The sequence below is a fragment of the Streptomyces inhibens genome, from assembly GCF_003389455.1.
Classification (GTDB): Bacteria; Actinomycetota; Actinomycetes; order Streptomycetales; family Streptomycetaceae; genus Streptomyces; species Streptomyces inhibens.
In genome coordinates this window covers 1-17389 of sequence record NZ_QUAC01000106.1, presented here as the reverse complement: position 1 = coordinate 17389, position 17389 = coordinate 1, and the positions used below count along the sequence as shown (strand labels likewise).

The window sequence follows — 17389 nt, the reverse complement described above, 5'->3', positions numbered from 1 at the left end:
GACCCGTACGGCCAGCCGCAGCCGGCGCCCGGCGGCTTCCCCGGCCAGCAGGCCCCGCAGGCGCCCCCGTACGGCCAGCCCGTCCCGCCGCCCGGCGGATACGGCGCACCCCAGGGCCAGCCCGGCCAGTTCCCGGGCCAGCCCGCCCCGTACGGCCAGCAGCCCCCGGGCGCCCCGTATCCGGGCGGCCAGGCGCCGGCCTCCCCCGAGGGCCTTCGACAAGCTCCGGTCCAGGGCGGACCCCCATCCCAGGGCGGCGGCCCCGGTCTCGGCGTCGTACTGGAGAAGTACAAGGAAGCCCCCACCGGCCAGCGCTGGACCCCGCAGAACAGCAAGCTGATCCGCGTCGACCTCGGCGTCGACGGCCAGCCGGTGCTCGCCCGCCAGGGCAGCATGGTGCTCTACCAGGGCAAGGTCGACTTCAGCTACAAGGGCGCCGGCTTCCGCGGCCGGATCGTCGGCAACGCCACCGGCCAGGAAATGCAGCTGATGCGCTGCACCGGCCAGGGCCAGGTCTTCTTCGCGGAGAACAGCGCCCATGTCCACCCCATCGAGCTGCAGGGCGACGCCATCTGTGTGTCGGCCGAAGCCGTCCTCGCCTTCGACGAATCGCTCCAGCACGAGGTCCGCCGGATCGAGGGCCACGGCATCCCCGGTGGCGCCCTGTTCACCATGCAGTTCCAGGGGAGCGGCACCATCGTCGTCAAGACCCAGGGCACCCCGGTCGTGCTGCCGGTCACCCCGACCACCTTCGCCGACGCCAACGCCATCGTGGCCTGGTCCGCAGCCTCACAGGTGATCATCTCCAGCCAGGTGAGCCTGCGCCGGCACGCCTATCCGGGCCACTCCGGCGAGACCGTGAACCTCCAGTTCCGCGGTGCGCCCGGCAACTTCATCGTCGTCCAGCCCTACGAGGTCTGAGGGAGCCCGTAACTCATGAACCAGCAGCAACTTTCGGGCTACGTCCCGACCCCGCCCGCCGCCCGTATGGAGAACCACGGCAGCGCCATGGTGAAGATCGCCATGCAGAGCGGCCAGGACGTCTTCGCCCGCACCGGCTCCATGGTCGCCTACGAAGGCTTCGTCCAGTACGAGCCCAACCCGCCCGCCGTCCGCCAGATGGCCTCCCAGTGGCTCACCGGCGAGGGCGCGCCGCTGATGAAGTGCACCGGCGACGGCCTGCTCTACCTCGCCGACTACGGCGCCGACGTGGTCTGCATCAACCTCAACGGCGACTCGCTCTCCGTCAACGGCACCAACCTCCTCGCCTTCGACGCCCACCTCCAGTGGGGCGTGCAGCGCGTCAAGGGCATGGCCAAGTTCGCCGGACAGGGACTCTTCAACGTCGGTATCTCCGGCACCGGCTGGGTCGCCCTGACCTCCCGCGGCACGCCCATCGTCGTCGACTGCGGCCGCGGCGAGGACGAGACCTACGTGGACCCGGACGCCCTGGTCGCCTGGTCGACCCACCTGAAGATGAAGGGCAAGCGCAGCTTCAAGGCGTCCTCGATGATCGGACGTGGCAGCGGCGAGGCGTACCAACTGGGCTTCTCCGGCCAAGGGTTCGTCGTCGTCCAGCCCAGCGAGGACAGCACCGACCGGCTCCGGGCCCGGGGCTGAGGGGGAGGACCGAACACGCCATGCAGAGTCCGCTTTTCGCCTTCACCGAGGCACAGACCCAGGACCGCTACGCCCTGCAGAACAGTCAGCTGCTGCGCGTCGCCCTCCAGGGCCACGAGGACCTCCTCGCCCGCAAGGGCTCGATGGTCGCCTATCAGGGACTGCTCGAATTCGACGGCAACTACCAGACGCCGGGCCAGCACCGCGCCCGCGCGCACTCCGGTGAGGGCCTCGATCTGATGCGCGTCTCCGGGCAGGGCACGGTCTATCTGGCCAACCTCGCCCAGTACGTGCACGTCGTCGACGTCGACCACGACGGCCTGACCGTCGACAGCAGCTATGTCCTGGCACTGGACTCCGGCCTCCACTGGGAGGTCGTCTCCGTCGACAGCCAGTACGGCATCTCCGGCACCGGCAAGTACCAGCTCAACATCTCCGGGCGGGGCAAGGTCGTCCTGATGACCTCCGGCCAGCCGCTGATGATGCAGGTCACGCCCGACAAGTACGTCAACGCCGACGCCGACGCGGTGGTCGCCTGGTCCGCGTCGCTGCGGGTGCAGATGCAGGCACAGACGCACTCCTCCGGGGTGTGGCGGCGGCGCGGCAGCACGGGCGAGGGCTGGGAGCTCAGCTTCCTCGGCCAGGGCTACGCACTCGTCCAGCCCAGCGAGCTGCTGCCGCCGCAGAACGCCGTCATCGGCTCCGGAATGGCCGCCCAGTTCGGTATGGGCCAGCAGGGCGTCCGGGGACAGAACCAGGGCAACATCTTCACCAACTGACGCACCGCCGACGCACATCCGGCGCCCGTCCCGGGAAGGGGCGGGCGCCGGAAGCGCAAGACAGGGGCGGTGGCCGGCTAGAGCAGCGCGCGGGCGCGGTCCACCAGGCGCGCCACCGACACATCGGCGACGCCCGGCACCTCGTCGTACGCGAACCACCGCAGGTCCAGCGACTCGTCGCTGATCTCCGCCACCGCGCCCTCGGGCGCCAGCGCCGCATACTGGACGTCCAAATGCACCGCACAGGGCGTGTGATGACGATCCAGCCGCACCGGCCCGCCGGGCAGCAGTGTCAGCCCCTGCGTGATCCCCGACTCCTCACGCGCCTCGCGCAGCGCCGCGTCCGCCAGTGAGGCGTCCTCCGGCTCGCAGTGGCCGCCCATCTGCAGCCACATCTCCAGCTTGCGGTGCAGCGTGAGCAGCACCCGGCCGCCGGCCGGATCGATCACCAGCGCGCTCGCCGTGAGATGCCCGTCCTTGCAGGGCTTCCACATGCCGTCCTGATGGGCGGCGAGATGATCCAGATACGTCAGCCGCAGCTGCTCCTGATCGGGCGACGGCGCGGGCCACTCGTCGAGCACCCGCGCCGCATCCGCGTGCAGACTCACTTGTCGCTCTCACCCTTGCCGTCGCCGGGCGCCTCGTCCGGGCCCTCGTCCTCCCGGGCGGGCTTGCCCAGATCCGGCTTGCCGCCGCTGGCGGCCTCGCCGAGCATCTTGTCGAGCTCGGAGAAGTCCATCTGCTCGTGGTGCACAAAGCCGTCCGGGTCGTCCAGATCCGCCGCCGTCGGCAGCATGTCCGGGTGCTCCCACAGACCGTCGCGGCCCTCCAGGCCCCGGGCGTCCGTCAGCGACGCCCACAGCCGCGAGGCGTCCCGCAGCCGCCGCGGACGCAGCTGCAGACCGATCAGCGTCGAGAACGTCTGCTCGGCGGGGCCGCCGCTCGCCCGGCGCCGCCGCAGCGTCTCACGGAGCTTGTCCGACGACGGCAGATGCGGCTTGGCCGCGGCGTGCACCACCGCGTCCACCCAGCCCTCGACGAGCGCGAGCGCGGTCTCCAGACGGGCCAGCGCGGCCTTCTGCTCAGGGGTGTCCTCGGGCTGGAACATGCCCTGCTGGAGGGCGTTCTGCAGCTCCTCGGGATGCTGCGGATCGATCTGGCCGACCACATCCTCCAGCTTGGTCGTGTCGACCTTGATACCGCGGGCATAGCCCTCCACGGCACCGAACAGATGCGAGCGCAGCCATGGCACATGGGCGAAGAGCCGCTGGTGGGCGGCCTCGCGCAGGGCCAGATACAGCCGCACCTCGTCCTCCGGCACGCCCAGGCCCGCGCCGAACGTCGCGATGTTCCCGGGCAGCAGCGCGGCCTTGCCGGCCGGCCCCAGCGGCAGTCCGATGTCCGTCGAACCGACGACCTCACTGGCCAGCACGCCCAGCGCCTGCCCGATCTGGGTGCCGAACATCGCGCCGCCCATGGAGCGCATCATCCCCAGCAGCGGGCCCGCCATGGCCTGCATCTCCCCGGGCAGCACATCGCCCATCGCCGCCCCGACACGCTCGGCGAGCGGATTGACCAGGTCCTTCCACACCGGGAGGGTCTCCTCGACCCACTCGGCGCGGCTCCAGGCCACCACCGAGCCGGAGCCCGACGGCAGCGACGTCACACCGTCCAGCCACAGGTCCGCCAGCCGCACGGCCTCCTCGACCGCACTGCGCTCACCCGGCGACAGGCTCGCGTCCTTGCTGCCGTCCTCGGCGCCCTGCGCGACGGTCTGCCGCGCGATGTCCTTGGCCATCTCCCAGTTCACCGGGCCGCCCTCGTACGAGAGCATCTGGCCGAGCTTCTGGAAGGCGGCTCCCAGGTCACCAGGGTTCATTTCGCCGCCAGGGCCGCCCATGCCGCCGAAGAGCGCCGCGAACGGATTGTCCGCGCCGCCGCTCCCGCCGCCGAACCCGAACGGGTCCGCGGGGCCCTGGCTACCTCCCTGGCCGCCCTTCTTCTTGCCGTTGTCGCCGTCCTCCGGCTCCTCCGGCGGAAGGCCGAATCCAAATGGGGTGTCACTCACGGGTTTCCTCGGCTCGTAGGGCCGCCGGCCCGGTGGCCGACGGCGGCTGCCCGACATCACCTCCAGCGTAGACACCCGGGCCGCTTCGGGGCTCGGTGCTTCGCTGTCCCCGTCGCTGCGGCAGGATGGACGTCACCTGGTGCGAACGCGTCAGCACGCGCCCGTACTGAAGACAACCGCTGGAGACGCCCGGTGAGTTCCCCAGATCCGACCGTTCGCGCAGCGCGAAACGCTGCGGCCCCGCTTGAGAAGGCAGGCAACATCACAGGCGGTGCCACGGACCGGCCGCTGCGCCGGCCCGTCGTCGCCGTCACCGGAGCCGCGTCCGGGGTCGGTGCGCTGCTCACCCGTGCCCTGGTCGCATCCGACGAGGTCAAGGAGGTGGTGGCCATCGACGAGCGGCGCGGCGACGTCGCCGAGGCACACTGGCACGTCCTGGACGTACGCGACCCGGCCATCGCCGACAAACTGCGCGGCGCGGACGTCGTCGTCCACCTCGCGCTCGACCTCGACCTGGAGACCGACGCCGCGGCCCGTACCGCCTACAACGTGCGCGGCACCCAGACCGTGCTCACCGCCGCCGCGGCCGCCGGCGTCCACCGGGTGGTGCTGTGCACCTCCGCCATGGTCTACGGGGCGCTGCCCGACAACGATGTTCCGCTGGCCGAGGACGCCGAGCTGCGGGCCACCGCCGACGCCACCGGTGTCGGCGACCTCCTGGAGATCGAGCACCTGGCGCACCGCGCGCCCCGTGCGCACCCCGGTCTGAACGTCACCGTGCTGCGCCCCGCCGTCCTGGTGGGCGGCACCGACACCGCACTGACCCGCTACTTCGAGTCGCCCCGCCTCCTGGTCGTCGCCGGATCCCGCCCCGCCTGGCAGTTCTGCCACGTCGAGGACCTGGTCAGCGCCCTGGAGTACGCCGCCCTGGAGAAGGTCGACGGTGAGCTGGCGGTGGGCTGCGACGGCTGGCTGGAGCAGGAGGAGGTCGAGGAGCTGTCCGGCATCCGGCGCATGGAGCTGCCGTCCTCGGTGGCCCTGGGCGCCGCCGCCCGGCTGCACCGCATCGGCCTGACGCCGTCGCCCGCCGGGGACCTCGCGTACACCATGCACCCCTGGGTGGTCAGCGGCAGCCGGCTGCACGAGGCGGGCTGGCGGCCGCAATGGACCAACGAGGAGGTGCTCGCCGAGCTCCTGGAGGAGGTCGCCGGACGGCACACCGTCGCCGGCCGCAGGCTGGGCCGCAAGGACGCCACCGCCGCGGGGGCCGCCGGTGCGACCGTCGCCCTCCTGGGTACCGCCGCGCTGGTGCGGCGCGCCCGGAAGGCCCGCCGCCGCATCTGAGCGGCGCGGGCCGGCCCGTCTGGAGGAGTCTCCATACGGCGGCAGGGACGCCCGGCGGAAACGGCCATTCCCCGGCGCCCCTCCCGTACGGCACGATGGGGGTATGTCTGGCACGCCCACCCCACCGACCCCCGGCCGCGACCACCCCGGTGAGCAGGCCGCGGCGGACCCGATCCGGCTCCTGGAGATCCGCGATACCGCGCTGTCCGTGGACGAGGTGTTCGCGGCCGTGGGCGACGCGGCGGCCGGCGGCACGGCCCTGTTCGTCGGCACGGTCCGCTCGCACGACAACGGCGCCGACGTCGACGGTCTGGGCTACTCCGCGCACCCGTCCGCCGAGGCGGAGATGCGCCGGATCGCCGACAAGGTCGTCGCCGACTTCCCCGTGCGGGCGCTGGCCGCCGTCCACCGGGTCGGCGATCTGCGCATCGGAGATCTGGCCGTGGTCGTCGCGGTGTCCTGCCCGCACCGGGGCGAGGCGTTCGAAGCCTGCCGCAAACTGATCGACGACCTCAAGCACGAGGTGCCCATCTGGAAGCATCAGACGTTCTCTGACGGAACAGAAGAGTGGGTCGGCGCGTAGCGCTGTCTTCTGGGGGTGGTGGTCGGGTGACGGGAGGGCGGGTAGGAGCCTCTTAGCGTGGGGCGCGGGTTTCTTCACCCGGCGGTGGCGGTTTCCGAACAAGGAGCCGAAGCGGTGCGGGGAGTTCCGGTTGCGTAACCCGCCCCCTGGCGTAAGCGTTGACCTGTCAGATGGTTAATCTGCTTATTGGTCGATTGCGGTCGTACAAGGGGTTGGGAGGTCGCTGTGGGTGCGCTCCTCTGGTTGCTGATTCCGGTTGGCGCCGGGCTGATTGCCGCGGTGTGGAGCAGTTGGGCCCTGCGACACCGCAAGACGGGGGACGTCGCGGAGCTCGCGGGCTACGCCCGGTTCCGTGAGGCGATGGAAAAAGAGCATTCTGTTTCCGACCCCGCCTCGGACCCGGCCTGACGTTCGCCGTCCGTAGGCATCCGCAACCGCCGCCCCCTGAGGCGGCGACCACGCACGGATGGGCGTGCGGACCCGGACGGACGGCCCCGCGGGCCGGTTGTCATACCCGTCCCGTACTGTCGTTCCATGCCACGCCGCACCGCGACGCTGCTCGCCTCGACCCTGATGCTGATCGCGCTGCTCTGCGCGGGGGTACTGATCCCCGTGCCGTACTCCGAGATGTCTCCGGGGCCGACGGTCAACACTCTCGGTGAGCACGACGGCGAGCCGGTGCTGCAGATCTCCGGGCACAAGACCTACCCGACGACCGGTCACCTCAACATGACCACCGTCCGCGTCACGGGCCCCGACTACGCCATGAACCTCTTCGAGGCGGTCTACGGCTGGCTCGACCACGACAACGCCGTGGTGCCGCACAAGACGCTCTACCCCGAGGGGCAGACGGCCGAGCAGGCCGACCAGGAGAACGCCGAGGAGTTCAGCCAGTCCCAGGAGAGCGCCAAGGTCGCCGCGCTCCAGCAGCTGCACATCCCGGTCGCCACCCAGACCGTCGTCGGTTCCGTCGTCAAGGACAAGCCGGCCGACGGACGGCTGCACGCCGGTGATGTGATCAAGGCGGTGGACGGCACGGAGGTCAAGCGGACCGGTGACGTCGCCAAGCTCGTCACCCGCCACAAGCCGGGTCAGCCGGTGGTCTTCACGATCATCCCCGCCAAGGACGCGGCCGCCGCGGAGAAGCAGGGCAAGCGGCCCACGGCCGGCGCCAAGCAGGTCTCGATCACCACGCAGAAGGCGGACGACGGCCGCGCCATCGTGGGCATCCAGGCCGAGGTGGACCACATCTTCCCGTTCCCCATCGACGTCAAGCTGGCCGATGTCGGCGGCCCGAGCGCCGGCCTGATGTTCTCGCTGGGCATCGTCGACAAGCTCACGCCCGGGAACATGACGGGCGGCAAGTTCGTGGCAGGCACGGGCACGATCGACGACAAGGGCAACGTCGGCCCGATCGGCGGCATTTCGATGAAGACGGTCGGTGCCCGCGACAAGGGCGCGGAGTTCTTCCTGACGCCCAAGGACAACTGCGCCACCGCCGCCAAGGACACCCCGCAGGGGCTCACCCTGGTCAAGGTCGGAACCATAGGCGACGCGGTCAAGGCGCTGGAGAAGATCCGTAAGGGAGACACCGCCGGCCTGCCGAGCTGCAGCCCGGCAGGCCGGTCGTAGAAGCGGTCCGGCGGATCAGGGGCGGATGGGCCCCAGGCCGGATCCATGGGGCCGGACGCCGGCGCCCGGCCCCCGGCGTCAGCCCTCGAAGGTCGCGGCGAGCGCGTCCGCGAGGCCCGGCACCAGCGCCGAGCCGGTGAGGACCTCCGACGTGGAGTCCTTCTCGCGCAGCCGCAGCGCCGATTCGCGGGAGCCGTCCCGCAGCACGGCCACCGTCATCCGGACCTCCTGGCGGTCCGGGTGCTTGGCGACCCACTTGGCGAGCTGCGCCTCGTCCATGCCCGCGGGCTCGGAGTCCTCGGCGGACGGCGGCAGCATCAGCCGCTCCACGGTCAGCGCGCAGCCGGTGACGGCGTCCGGCCAGGCAATGGTGGCGAGGAACTCGTCCAGCGGCACATCCGCCGGGATCTCGTCCTGTTCGACGGGGGTCAGGGAAGCGGTGGTGGAGTCGTCGATACCGAGCTGGGCGGCGAGCGAGGGCTCCTGCGCGCGCAGCTTGGCGGTGTCGACGAGGGCGAACAGTCGGGCGGGCTGATCCCAGCCGAGCCCGGCGCTGTACTCGTCGATTTCGAGTACCGCGCGGGTCAGCGGGTCGGCGGCCAGGGGGGTGCCGTCAACGGGGAGGTTGGTCATGCTCAACATCGTGCCTTGTCCACCCCGGAAATCGGGAACCGAGTAAAGCCTTCGTAAGTTGCATCACTGGGTCCTACTATCGCCGGGCCTGCTCCACACGACAGCGAACTTCGAGGTGCGCACCTTGGCTTTCCAGATGCCGGACCGCGGCGGAGGCCCGACAGGGCCACGGATCAGAGTCGGCCGACCATCGCGGCGGATCCGGACCCTGCTCATGACATTGGGTGTGCTGGCCGTATTGGCCATGCTCTTTGTGATGTTTGCAGGGTTTTGGACCGATTGGCTCTGGTATCGCTCGGTCAAGTACTCCTCGGTCTTCACCACCACCCTGTGGACCAAGATCGGTCTGTTCTTCTCCTTCGGCGTCCTGATGGCCGTGGCCGTCGGCGTCAACATCTGGCTGGCGCACCGGCTGCGGCCGCCGCTGAGCGCGATGTCCATGGAGCAGCAGAGCCTGGACCGCTACCGGATGGGCATCGCCCCGTTCAAGAAGTGGGCGCTGATCGCGATCACCGCGGTGATCGGCCTGATCGCCGGTGCCTCCGCGTCCGGTGAGTGGCAGACGTGGCTCCAGTGGGTCAACGGCGTGCAGTTCGGCAAGACGGACCCGCAGTTCGGCAAGGACGTCGCCTTCTACGCGTTCGATCTGCCCTGGTACCGCTTTCTGCTGAGCTTCGGCTTCGCCGCAGCGGTGCTGTGTCTGGTCGCCGCGGCGCTGACGCACTACCTCTACGGCGGTCTGCGGCTGACCAGCCCCGGCTCGCGGGCGACCGCCGCGGCGACCGGCCATCTGTCGGTGCTGCTGGGCATCTTCGTCTCGCTCAAGGCGATCGCGTACTGGCTCGACCGGTACGGACTCGCGGTCAAGTCCAGCGGCCTGAAGTCGGCCGACAACTGGACGGGCCTGCGCTATGTCGACGCCAACGCCTATCTGCCGGCGAAGACCATCCTGTTCTTCATCGCGGCGATCTGCGCGGTGCTGTTCTTCGCCACCCTCTGGCGGCGCACCTGGCAGCTGCCGGTGATCGGCTTCGGCCTGATGGTGCTCTCCGCGATCCTCATCGGCGGGCTGTATCCGGCGATCGTGCAGAAGTTCCAGGTCCAGCCGAACGAGCAGGCCAAGGAAGCGCCGTACATCAAGCAGAACATCAAGGCGACCCGGGACGCGTACGACATCCAGGACTCCGAGGTCACGCCGTACAAGGGCAATTACAAGCCCACCGACAAGGACGACAGCCAGCGGCTGCGCGACGACGCCGACACCACGGCCAGCGTGCGGCTGCTCGACCCGAACGTGGTCTCGCCGGCCTTCCAGCAACAGCAGCAGGTGCGCGGGTACTACCAGTTCCCCTCCACCCTCGACGTCGACCGGTACAAGGACAAGGACGGTGCCGAGCAGGACACCGTCATCGGTCTGCGCGAGCTGAACATCGCCGGTATCCCCGAGCGCAACTGGATCAACGACCACTTCAAGTACACCCACGGCTACGGCGCGGTCGCCGCGAAGGGCACCGAGGCCTCCGACGGTGGCGGTCCGAAGTACACCGAGTCGGACCTGCCCGCCAAGGGGCAGTTCCCCGGGTACCAGCAGCGGGTGTACTACGGCGAGAAGACCTCGCAGTACTCCATCGTCGGCGGTCCGCAGAAGGAGCTGGACTACTCCGACGACAGCGGCGAGAAGAGCTACAGCTACAAGGGCAACAGCGGAGTCAACCTCTCCAACCCCGTCAACCGTGCCGCGTACGCGGTCGCGTTCGGGGAGCCGCAGATCCTCTACTCCGGAGCGATCGGCAAGGGCTCGCGGATCCTGTACAACCGCACGCCCAAGGAGCGGGTCGAAGCCGTCGCCCCGTGGCTGACCATCGACGGCGACGCCTACCCGGCGGTCATCGACGGCCGGATCAAGTGGATCGTGGACGCCTACACCACCAGCAACGGCTATCCGTACGCCTCGCGCACCACGCTCGGGGACACCACGGCCGATTCGCTCACCGACGGGCAGCGGGCGGTGGTGGCCCAGCAGAACCAGGTCAACTACATCCGTAACTCCGTCAAGGCGACGGTGGACGCCTACGACGGCTCGGTCAAGCTCTACCAGTGGGACGAGAAGGACCCGGTCCTCAAGACCTGGATGAAGTCGTTCCCGGGCACGGTCGAGAAGAAGAGCGCCATAAGCCCGTCGCTGCGGGAGCACCTGCGCTACCCGCAGGACCTCTTCAAGGTGCAGCGCCAGCTGCTGACCACGTACCACGTCACGGACCCGGGGACCTTCTACACCGGCTCCGAGCGCTGGCAGATCCCGAACGACCCGACGACCAAGTCGGGCAACGCCGTACCGCCGTACTACCTGAGCATGAAGATGCCGGACCAGAAGGACCAGTCCTTCTCGCTGACGACCACCTTCACGCCCAACAAGCGCGACAACCTCGGCGCGTTCATGGCGGTCGACGCCAATGCGACCAGCAGCGACTACGGCAAGATCAGACTGCTGAAACTGCCGTCGCAGACACCGGTGCCCGGCCCACAGCTGGTGCAGTCGAAGTTCAACTCCGATCCGAACATCGCCAATGAGCTCAACATCCTCAAGAAGCTCGGCGACTCGGAGATCGAGTACGGCAATCTGCTGACCGTGCCACTGGACGGCGGACTGCTCTACGTCGAACCGGTGTATCTGCGCGGTGCCAACACCAACTACCCCTTGCTGAAGAAGGTGTTGGTCAGCTACGGCGACAACAAGCCCGTCCTGGAGGACTCCCTCAAGGACGCGCTGGATGTGGTCTTCGGCAAGAAGGCGCCCAGTACGGGCACGGAGAAGCCGCCGGGCGGCGGTGACACCGGTCAGCAGCCGCCGTCCAACCAGACGGTGCAGCAGGCGCTGTCCGACGCCCAGAAGGCGTACGAGGACGGCGAGAAGGCGCGCGTTTCGGGTGACTGGGGCGCCTACGGCGAGGCCCAGAAGAAGCTCAAGGCGGCGCTGGACCGGGCCGCCAAGGCGTCCGAGAAGGGCGGTAAGCCGGGCGGCTGAGCCGCTCCGGCGGATGTCCGGATCCCTGCGGCCGTCGGTGCGAACCGGCGGCCGCAGGGCTGCGTCGGTGCGGGGCCGGCCCGGTGCCGTGATAGGTTGAGGACACAACGACGCGGGGTGGAGCAGCTCGGTAGCTCGCTGGGCTCATAACCCAGAGGTCGCAGGTTCAAATCCTGTCCCCGCTACGGAAAGCCGAAGGCCTGGATCCTCAAGGATCCGGGCCTTCGTCATGCGTTCGGGTCGATCCTGGCCGAAGCCGGGTCGTGCGGGGGAATGTAGGGAACCTGTGTGCTTGAGTTTGACAAGTCGTCGTGTCGGGAAGTCGACAAACCGCTGAAGTGACCTCACTGGCTGCGGTATACCAGGTGTACGCGGGTTACAGGTGATGCGACGATGGGGCTTATGGGGGACAAGGCAAGGTTGTTGGAGACGGACCGTTTTGTACATGCGCCCGACGACGGGCGCGAACCCGAGCTGCAGATGGACGCGATGGAGGCCGCGGAGGCCGCCGAAGCGTCCGATGCCGTGAGCGAGTGCGGCCACCGCCGTGCCGCCGAGGCGGGCGACACCGCCGCCATGAGCGCCCTCGGCGCGATGCTGCTGCGCCGCGGCGACCTCGACGGTGCCGAGCCGCATCTGCGCTCCGCGGCCGCCGCCGGTGACCGTGCCGCGGCCAACAACCTCGGCGTCCTGCTCCACCAGCGTGGCTACGCGGACGAGGCGGGCGGCTGGTGGCGCATCGCCGCCGTCGCCGGTTCCGCCGCCGCCGCGCACGCCCTCGGCCGGCACTACCGCGAGCGCGGCGACGAGCCGGCCGCCGAGTACTGGCTGCGCCAGTCCGCCGAGTCCGGCCACTGCCTGGGCGCCTACGCCCTCGCCGACCTGCTGGAGCACCGCGGCGACATCGGCGCCGAGCGCTGGTTCCGGACCGCAGCCGAGCGCGGCCACCGCGAGGCCGCGTACCGCCTCGCCCGGCTCATCGAGGACGGCCGCGACGCGGACCGCAAGGCCGCGTACGGCGAGCTGACCCAGCAGGCGGAGGCCGAACAGTGGTACCGCCAGGCCGCCGCGCGTGGCCACCGGCGGGCCGCGCTGCAACTGGGCGCCCTCCTGGAGGACCGCGGTGACATCCAGGAGGCGGGCCGCTGGTACCTGTCCGCCGCCAAGGACGGCGAGGCGCGCGCCGCCTGTGCGCTGGGCTACCTCCTGCGGGACGCCGGCGACGAGGAGAGCGCNAGGCGCGCGCCGCCTGTGCGCTGGGCTACCTCCTGCGGGACGCCGGCGACGAGGAGAGCGCCGCGGAGTGGTGGCGGCGCGCCGCCCAGGACGGCGATGGCAACGCTGCCAATGCGCTGGGCGCGCTCCACGCCGACCGCGGCGAACTGCAGACCGCCGAGCGCTGGTACCGCGCCGCGCTGGACGCCGGGGACGTCAACGGCGCCTACAACATCGGGCTGTTGTGCGCCGAGCAGGGCCGGCCCGGGCGCGGTGAGCAGTGGTACCGCCGGGCCGCCTACGCCGGGCACCGCGAGGCCGCCAACGCGCTGGCCATCCTGCTGCTCCAGCGAGGCGACGCCTCGGGGGCCGAGCCGTGGTTCTCCAAGGCGGCCGAGGCGGGCAGCGTGGATGCCGCGTTCAACCTCGGGATTCTCTTCGCCGGGCGCGGTGCGGAGCGTACGGCGCACGCCTGGTACGAGCGGGCGGCCGCGGCCGGGCACACCGAGGCGGCGCTGCAGGTCGCCATCGTGCAGCTGCGGGACGGTGAGCTGCAGGACGCGGAGCGCAATCTGCGCTGTGCGGCCGGCGGCGGCAGCGCCGAGGCGGCCTTCCGGCTCGCGGACCTCCTGGACCGCAGGGCCGCGGCGGCGGGCGAAGGTGTGCCGGACAGCGAGCGGACGGCGGACGACGAGAGCACGCAGTGGTACGAGCGGGCCGCGCGGCAGGGTCACCGCCGCGCCCAGGTCCGGGTCGGCATGTTCGCGGCGGCCCGCGGGGATGCCGTGGAAGCCGCCGAGTGGTACCGCGCGGCGGCCGAGGCCGGCAGCCGCAACGGCGCCTTCAACCTCGGGCTGCTGCTGGCCCGCGAGGGCAGCCTCCCCGAGGCGGCCCTGTGGTGGCAGCGGGCCGCCGAGGGCGGGCACGGCCGGGCGGCTCTGCGGCTGGCGCTGCTCGCCGCCCGGCGCGGTGCGCTCGCCGAGGCGCAGACCTGGTGTGCGCGCGCCGTCGAGATGGGCCCGCCGGAGGTGGCGGAGCGCGCGGCACGGCTGCGTACGGCGCTCCAGGAGGAGCTCAGCGCCTAGCGCGCGGCAGGCACACCGGGGCCCGGGGATGGGGTCCGCAAGCCCCGGCCCTGGGCCCTGTGGGGAAGGGATTTGCGCTGGTCGTCGGCCCAGGGTTAGAGTAAGGGCACAACGACGCGGGGTGGAGCAGCTCGGTAGCTCGCTGGGCTCATAACCCAGAGGTCGCAGGTTCAAATCCTGTCCCCGCTACTCAAAGACGAAGGCCCGGATTCTCAGGAATCCGGGCCTTCGTCGTGCCGTACCCAGGCCTCACGGCCGGTGGCCGACCGCCTCCGCGTACAGGGCACGGTCGACGAGCCTGTTCTCCGGCAGCGGGTCCCCCTTGGTGACGCCGGCGTCGCGGTAGGCCCTCTGGAGCCGGGCCGCAGTGCCCTTTCTGATCTCCCAGTCCATCCGGAGCGACGGCACCGAGGTCAGGATCTTCGCGTCGACCTTCAGCAGCTTCGCCAGCTCCGCGACGAACGCCGGGTCGGCCTTGTAGTCGCCGGCGAAGTAGGTGTTGACGGTGCGGATGTAGGCGCGCAGGAAGGCGACGCCGGCGTCCGGGTCCCGCTGGAGCAGATTCGGGCCGTACAGCGCCCCGCCGAGCGGTTCGCCCTGGGGCTGGCCGCCGAGGAACGCATACCTCCTGTCGCCGTCGACCCGCCGCCAGACCGGGTCGAGCAGCCAGGCGGAGTCGACCCCGCCGCCGGTCAGGGCGGTCAGCACGTCGGAGGAGCCGAGCTGCTGGAAGGTGACGGAGTCCATATCGGCGTGGTGCGCGGTGAAGGTCCGGTCCATCGGGTACATGATCACGGAGCCCTTGCCGATCATGGTGCCCATCCTCGATCCCCTGAGGGACGCCGATGTGGCGCTCTCCCCGTTCTTCAGGCGCACCCACAGGCCGCTTTTGGACCTTGGGTCGGGGGAGAAGTTGCCGGCCACCCAGCGGATGTCGAAGCCGCCGTTGACGCCGTTGACGACGGCGGCCTCGGGGGCCGCCCACAGGGCGTCCAGATCGCCCTTGGCCAGCAGCGGCAGCGCCTCCGGGGTGGGCAGGACCTTCAGCTGGACGTCCAGGCCCTCCTTCTTGAACTCGCCCTTGGCGATGGCCAGGCGCAGCGGGGCCACGTACTCGGCGTTGAGGGTGCCGGTGGCGACGGTGAGCGTGCGGTGCTTCGTGAGGGGGCGGGGGGCCGGGGCGCCCTTGTCGCAGCGGGCCGGTGTGCGGCCCGGGGCGAGGTCGGCGGGGTCGGTCCAGGAGGCCTTGCCGCAGCCCGCTACGGGCTTGATGGCGCGCGGCGCGGCGGAGGCGGCGCGGTCCTGTTCGGCGGCGCAGCCCGCACTGAGGGCGAGCGCTGCGACGATCATGGCGACGGCGGTGGTGCGGGGGCGCATGGGACCTCCGTGCAAGGCGGCGTCCTGGAGGACGCAGGGGGCGGTGGGTCAGCTCTGGGCGCGGCCGCGGTCGCGGGGTGCCCAGGGGGTGAGGTAGCGCCCGGCCAGCCGCACCAGCTCGGAGAAGAGCACGCCGAGGACGGCCACACAGACGATGCCGACGAACATCACGTCGTTCTGGAACAGGGCACGGGAGTCGAAGATCAGATGGCCCAGGCCGTCGGTGGCGGCGATCTGCTCCGAGGCGACGATCACCAGGACGGCCACGCCCGCGGCGATCCGGGCGCCCACCAGGACGGCGGGCAGCGAGGCGGGCAGCAGGACGTGCCGGAACATCTGCCAGGGGCTCGCGCCGAAGACCTGGCCGGCGTCGCGGTGCCCCGAGGGGATCGACAGTACGGCCGCCATGGTCGAGATCCAGACGAAGAAGAACACGGTGGCGGCGACGAGCGCGACCTGCGGGCCCTCGCCGAGCCCGAACATGTTGAGGAAGACCGGCAGCAGGGCCAGCTTGGGGACGACGTACAGGGCGTCGAGGAGCGGTTCGAGGGCGGCCCGTACGAGGTGCAGGGAGCCCATCAGCAGGCCCAGGAGATAGCCGGTGACGGTCCCGATGGCATAGCCGGCCAGCACCCGCTGGAGGGTGGCCCACACATCCGGCCACAGGTCGCCGGCCAGCGCGCGGTCCCAGCCGTCGGCCAGGATCGTGGACGGGGCGGGGTAGATGCGGTCGTCGATCCAGGACCGGTCGGCGGCGAGCTGCCACAGCAGGACGAGCAGGAGCGGGACGGCGACGGCGAGCGAGATCTCCAGGGTGCGCCGGCGGCGGTGGGTGCGTTCGGGGCGGAGCTCCTGGGGGCCGGGGCGGCGGACGAGGAGGCGGTCGGCCGCGGCGGGCCGGCCGTCCTCGTGGCCGGGGCCGGGCCGGTGAAGGGTGGTGGTCATGCCGGTACGGCCCCCTTGGTGGTCGGGTGCGGAGGGCCGGCGTCGGCGCGGCCGGCGACCTCGCCGCGCAGCAGCTGCCACAACTCGGCCTTCAGGGCGGTGAATTCGGGGGTGGCGCGGACCTCGCCGGTGCGCGGGCGGCCGAAGGGCGGGCGGCGTTCGGCGATGATCCGGCCGGGCCGGGCGGACATCACCAGGACCCGGTCGCCGAGCACCAGGGCCTCTTCGAGGCTGTGGGTGATGAAGAGGGTGGTGGTGCGGGTGGTTTGGGTGAGGTCGAGCAGCTCGTCCTGGAGGATGGTGCGCAGCTGGGCGTCCAGGGCCGCGAACGGCTCGTCCATCAGCAGGATCTCGGGCTCCACGGCGAGCGCGCGGGCGATGGCGACGCGCTGGCGCATCCCGCCGGAGAGGGCGGCCGGATAGGCGCCGGCGAAATCGGCCAGCCCCATCCGGGCGAGCCAGGAGCGGGCCCGTTCGTCGGCCTCCTTACGGGGCACGCGCTGGACGTCGAGGCCGAAGCGGACGTTGGCCAGCACGGTCTTCCAGTCGTAGATGCCGTAGTCCTGGAAGATCATCGCGGCCGGGCGGTCGGCGCTCGCCCGCAGTTCCAGCTCGCCCGCACTGGGGCGCAGCAGGCCGGCGGCGATGCGCAGCAGGGTCGACTTGCCGCAGCCGGACGGGCCGACGATGCAGACGAATTCGCCGGGCGCGATATCGACGTCGACGGGGCCGAGCGCGGCCAGCGCCTTGCTGCCGCGACCGAACGACCGGGCCAGGGCGCGGGCGCGCAGGGCCGGTGGGTGGGTGGACGGATCGGCGGATGCGTCGTCGGGTGGGTCGTCGGGCGGGCTGGGCGCTGCGGAAGGGTGCGGCTCTCCCACGGGGTGCTCCTTGCGGAGTGCGGACAGGGTGCCGCCGGGGTGCGGGCCCGGGCCCGGTGGGAACCCATGGCCGAAAAGCGCGGCGCGGAAGACGATATGACGGGGCGTCAGATACGGGCAAGGGGTGTGCGGGGGTGGGTGATTGGTGTGGGGGTGGGGTTCTCGGGGGGTGCGGGGCGCTTCGTGGGTGCGGGGTTCCTGG

The 17389-nt window shown here is 71.0% G+C and carries 14 protein-coding genes, 2 tRNA genes and 2 pseudogenes; 12 read left to right on the top strand and 6 right to left on the bottom strand.

Annotated features, from left to right (window positions below):
* The 3 genes from DY245_RS13515 to DY245_RS13505 all read left to right on the top strand — a co-directional run.
* Positions 1 to 921, top strand: a 921-nt coding sequence (locus tag DY245_RS13515; RefSeq protein WP_147318341.1) for an AIM24 family protein, incomplete at its 5' end; no start/stop codon positions are given.
* Between the two features lie 15 nt (positions 922 to 936).
* Complete coding sequence (locus tag DY245_RS13510) at positions 937 to 1620, top strand: AIM24 family protein (protein ID WP_128507022.1); 684 nt, start codon at positions 937 to 939, stop codon at positions 1618 to 1620.
* A 20-nt stretch (positions 1621 to 1640) separates the two neighbouring features.
* A complete protein-coding gene (locus DY245_RS13505) occupies positions 1641 to 2399 on the top strand; it encodes an AIM24 family protein (protein ID WP_128507020.1) in 759 nt (252 codons plus the stop codon).
* Positions 2400 to 2476: 77 nt separating this feature from the next.
* Here DY245_RS13505 and DY245_RS13500 read toward each other — a convergent pair whose 3' ends face one another.
* Positions 2477 to 3007, bottom strand: coding sequence for an NUDIX hydrolase (locus tag DY245_RS13500; protein WP_128507018.1), 531 nt, complete (start codon positions 3005 to 3007; stop codon positions 2477 to 2479).
* Positions 3004 to 4467: a zinc-dependent metalloprotease gene (locus DY245_RS13495; RefSeq protein WP_128507016.1), complete on the bottom strand. Its 1464-nt coding sequence runs from the start codon at positions 4465 to 4467 to the stop codon at positions 3004 to 3006. Before DY245_RS13495 ends, DY245_RS13500 begins: the two co-directional genes overlap by 4 nt.
* Before the next feature lie 192 nt (positions 4468 to 4659).
* On the opposite strand from DY245_RS13495, the gene DY245_RS13490 reads away from it, so the two are divergent.
* The 4 genes from DY245_RS13490 to DY245_RS13475 all read left to right on the top strand — a co-directional run bounded on the left by DY245_RS13490 (position 4660) and on the right by DY245_RS13475 (position 8026).
* Positions 4660 to 5811 (top strand): SDR family oxidoreductase, encoded by a 1152-nt coding sequence (locus DY245_RS13490; protein WP_128507014.1) that lies wholly within the window; start codon positions 4660 to 4662, stop codon positions 5809 to 5811.
* Positions 5812 to 5914: 103 nt separating this feature from the next.
* Positions 5915 to 6394: a molybdenum cofactor biosynthesis protein MoaE gene (locus DY245_RS13485; protein ID WP_128507012.1), complete on the top strand. Its 480-nt coding sequence runs from the start codon at positions 5915 to 5917 to the stop codon at positions 6392 to 6394.
* Between the two features lie 225 nt (positions 6395 to 6619).
* Positions 6620 to 6802: a hypothetical protein gene (locus tag DY245_RS13480; RefSeq protein ID WP_128507010.1), complete on the top strand. Its 183-nt coding sequence runs from the start codon at positions 6620 to 6622 to the stop codon at positions 6800 to 6802.
* A 126-nt stretch (positions 6803 to 6928) separates the two neighbouring features.
* Positions 6929 to 8026, top strand: a complete 1098-nt coding sequence (locus DY245_RS13475; protein ID WP_128507008.1) for a YlbL family protein — start codon at positions 6929 to 6931, stop codon at positions 8024 to 8026.
* A 78-nt stretch (positions 8027 to 8104) separates the two neighbouring features.
* On the opposite strand, the gene DY245_RS13470 is transcribed toward DY245_RS13475, so the two are convergent.
* Positions 8105 to 8659, bottom strand: a complete 555-nt coding sequence (locus DY245_RS13470) for a PPA1309 family protein (RefSeq protein ID WP_128507005.1) — start codon at positions 8657 to 8659, stop codon at positions 8105 to 8107.
* Between the two features lie 214 nt (positions 8660 to 8873).
* Between DY245_RS13470 and DY245_RS13465 the strand changes: the two genes are divergently transcribed.
* The 5 genes and pseudogenes from DY245_RS13465 to DY245_RS13450 all read left to right on the top strand — a co-directional run bounded on the left by DY245_RS13465 (position 8874) and on the right by DY245_RS13450 (position 14173).
* The gene (locus tag DY245_RS13465; RefSeq protein WP_244943024.1) at positions 8874 to 11684 is read left to right on the top strand and encodes a UPF0182 family membrane protein; all 2811 of its coding nucleotides are present in this window, start codon (positions 8874 to 8876) and stop codon (positions 11682 to 11684) included.
* Between the two features lie 111 nt (positions 11685 to 11795).
* Positions 11796 to 11869, top strand: a tRNA-Met gene (locus tag DY245_RS13460).
* A gap of 208 nt (positions 11870 to 12077) precedes the next feature.
* Positions 12078 to 12919: pseudogene (locus DY245_RS46230) on the top strand (tetratricopeptide repeat protein); the annotation flags it as partial.
* Between the two features lies 1 nt (position 12920).
* Positions 12921 to 13984 (top strand): annotated as a pseudogene (locus DY245_RS46225) (sel1 repeat family protein); the annotation flags it as partial.
* Positions 13985 to 14099: 115 nt separating this feature from the next.
* A tRNA-Met gene (locus tag DY245_RS13450) sits at positions 14100 to 14173 on the top strand.
* Between the two features lie 60 nt (positions 14174 to 14233).
* Here DY245_RS13450 and DY245_RS13445 read toward each other — a convergent pair.
* Genes DY245_RS13445 through DY245_RS13435 form a run of 3 tightly spaced genes read right to left on the bottom strand, consistent with a single transcriptional unit; the run spans position 14234 to position 17097 of the window.
* Positions 14234 to 15361, bottom strand: a complete 1128-nt coding sequence (locus DY245_RS13445) for an ABC transporter substrate-binding protein (RefSeq protein ID WP_128507000.1) — start codon at positions 15359 to 15361, stop codon at positions 14234 to 14236.
* A gap of 48 nt (positions 15362 to 15409) precedes the next feature.
* Positions 15410 to 16306 (bottom strand): ABC transporter permease, encoded by an 897-nt coding sequence (locus tag DY245_RS13440; RefSeq protein WP_128506998.1) that lies wholly within the window; start codon positions 16304 to 16306, stop codon positions 15410 to 15412.
* Complete coding sequence (locus DY245_RS13435) at positions 16303 to 17097, bottom strand: ABC transporter ATP-binding protein (RefSeq protein ID WP_128507024.1); 795 nt, start codon at positions 17095 to 17097, stop codon at positions 16303 to 16305. The genes DY245_RS13440 and DY245_RS13435 overlap by 4 nt, the downstream gene beginning before the upstream one ends.
* Positions 17098 to 17389: the final 292 nt, after the last annotated feature.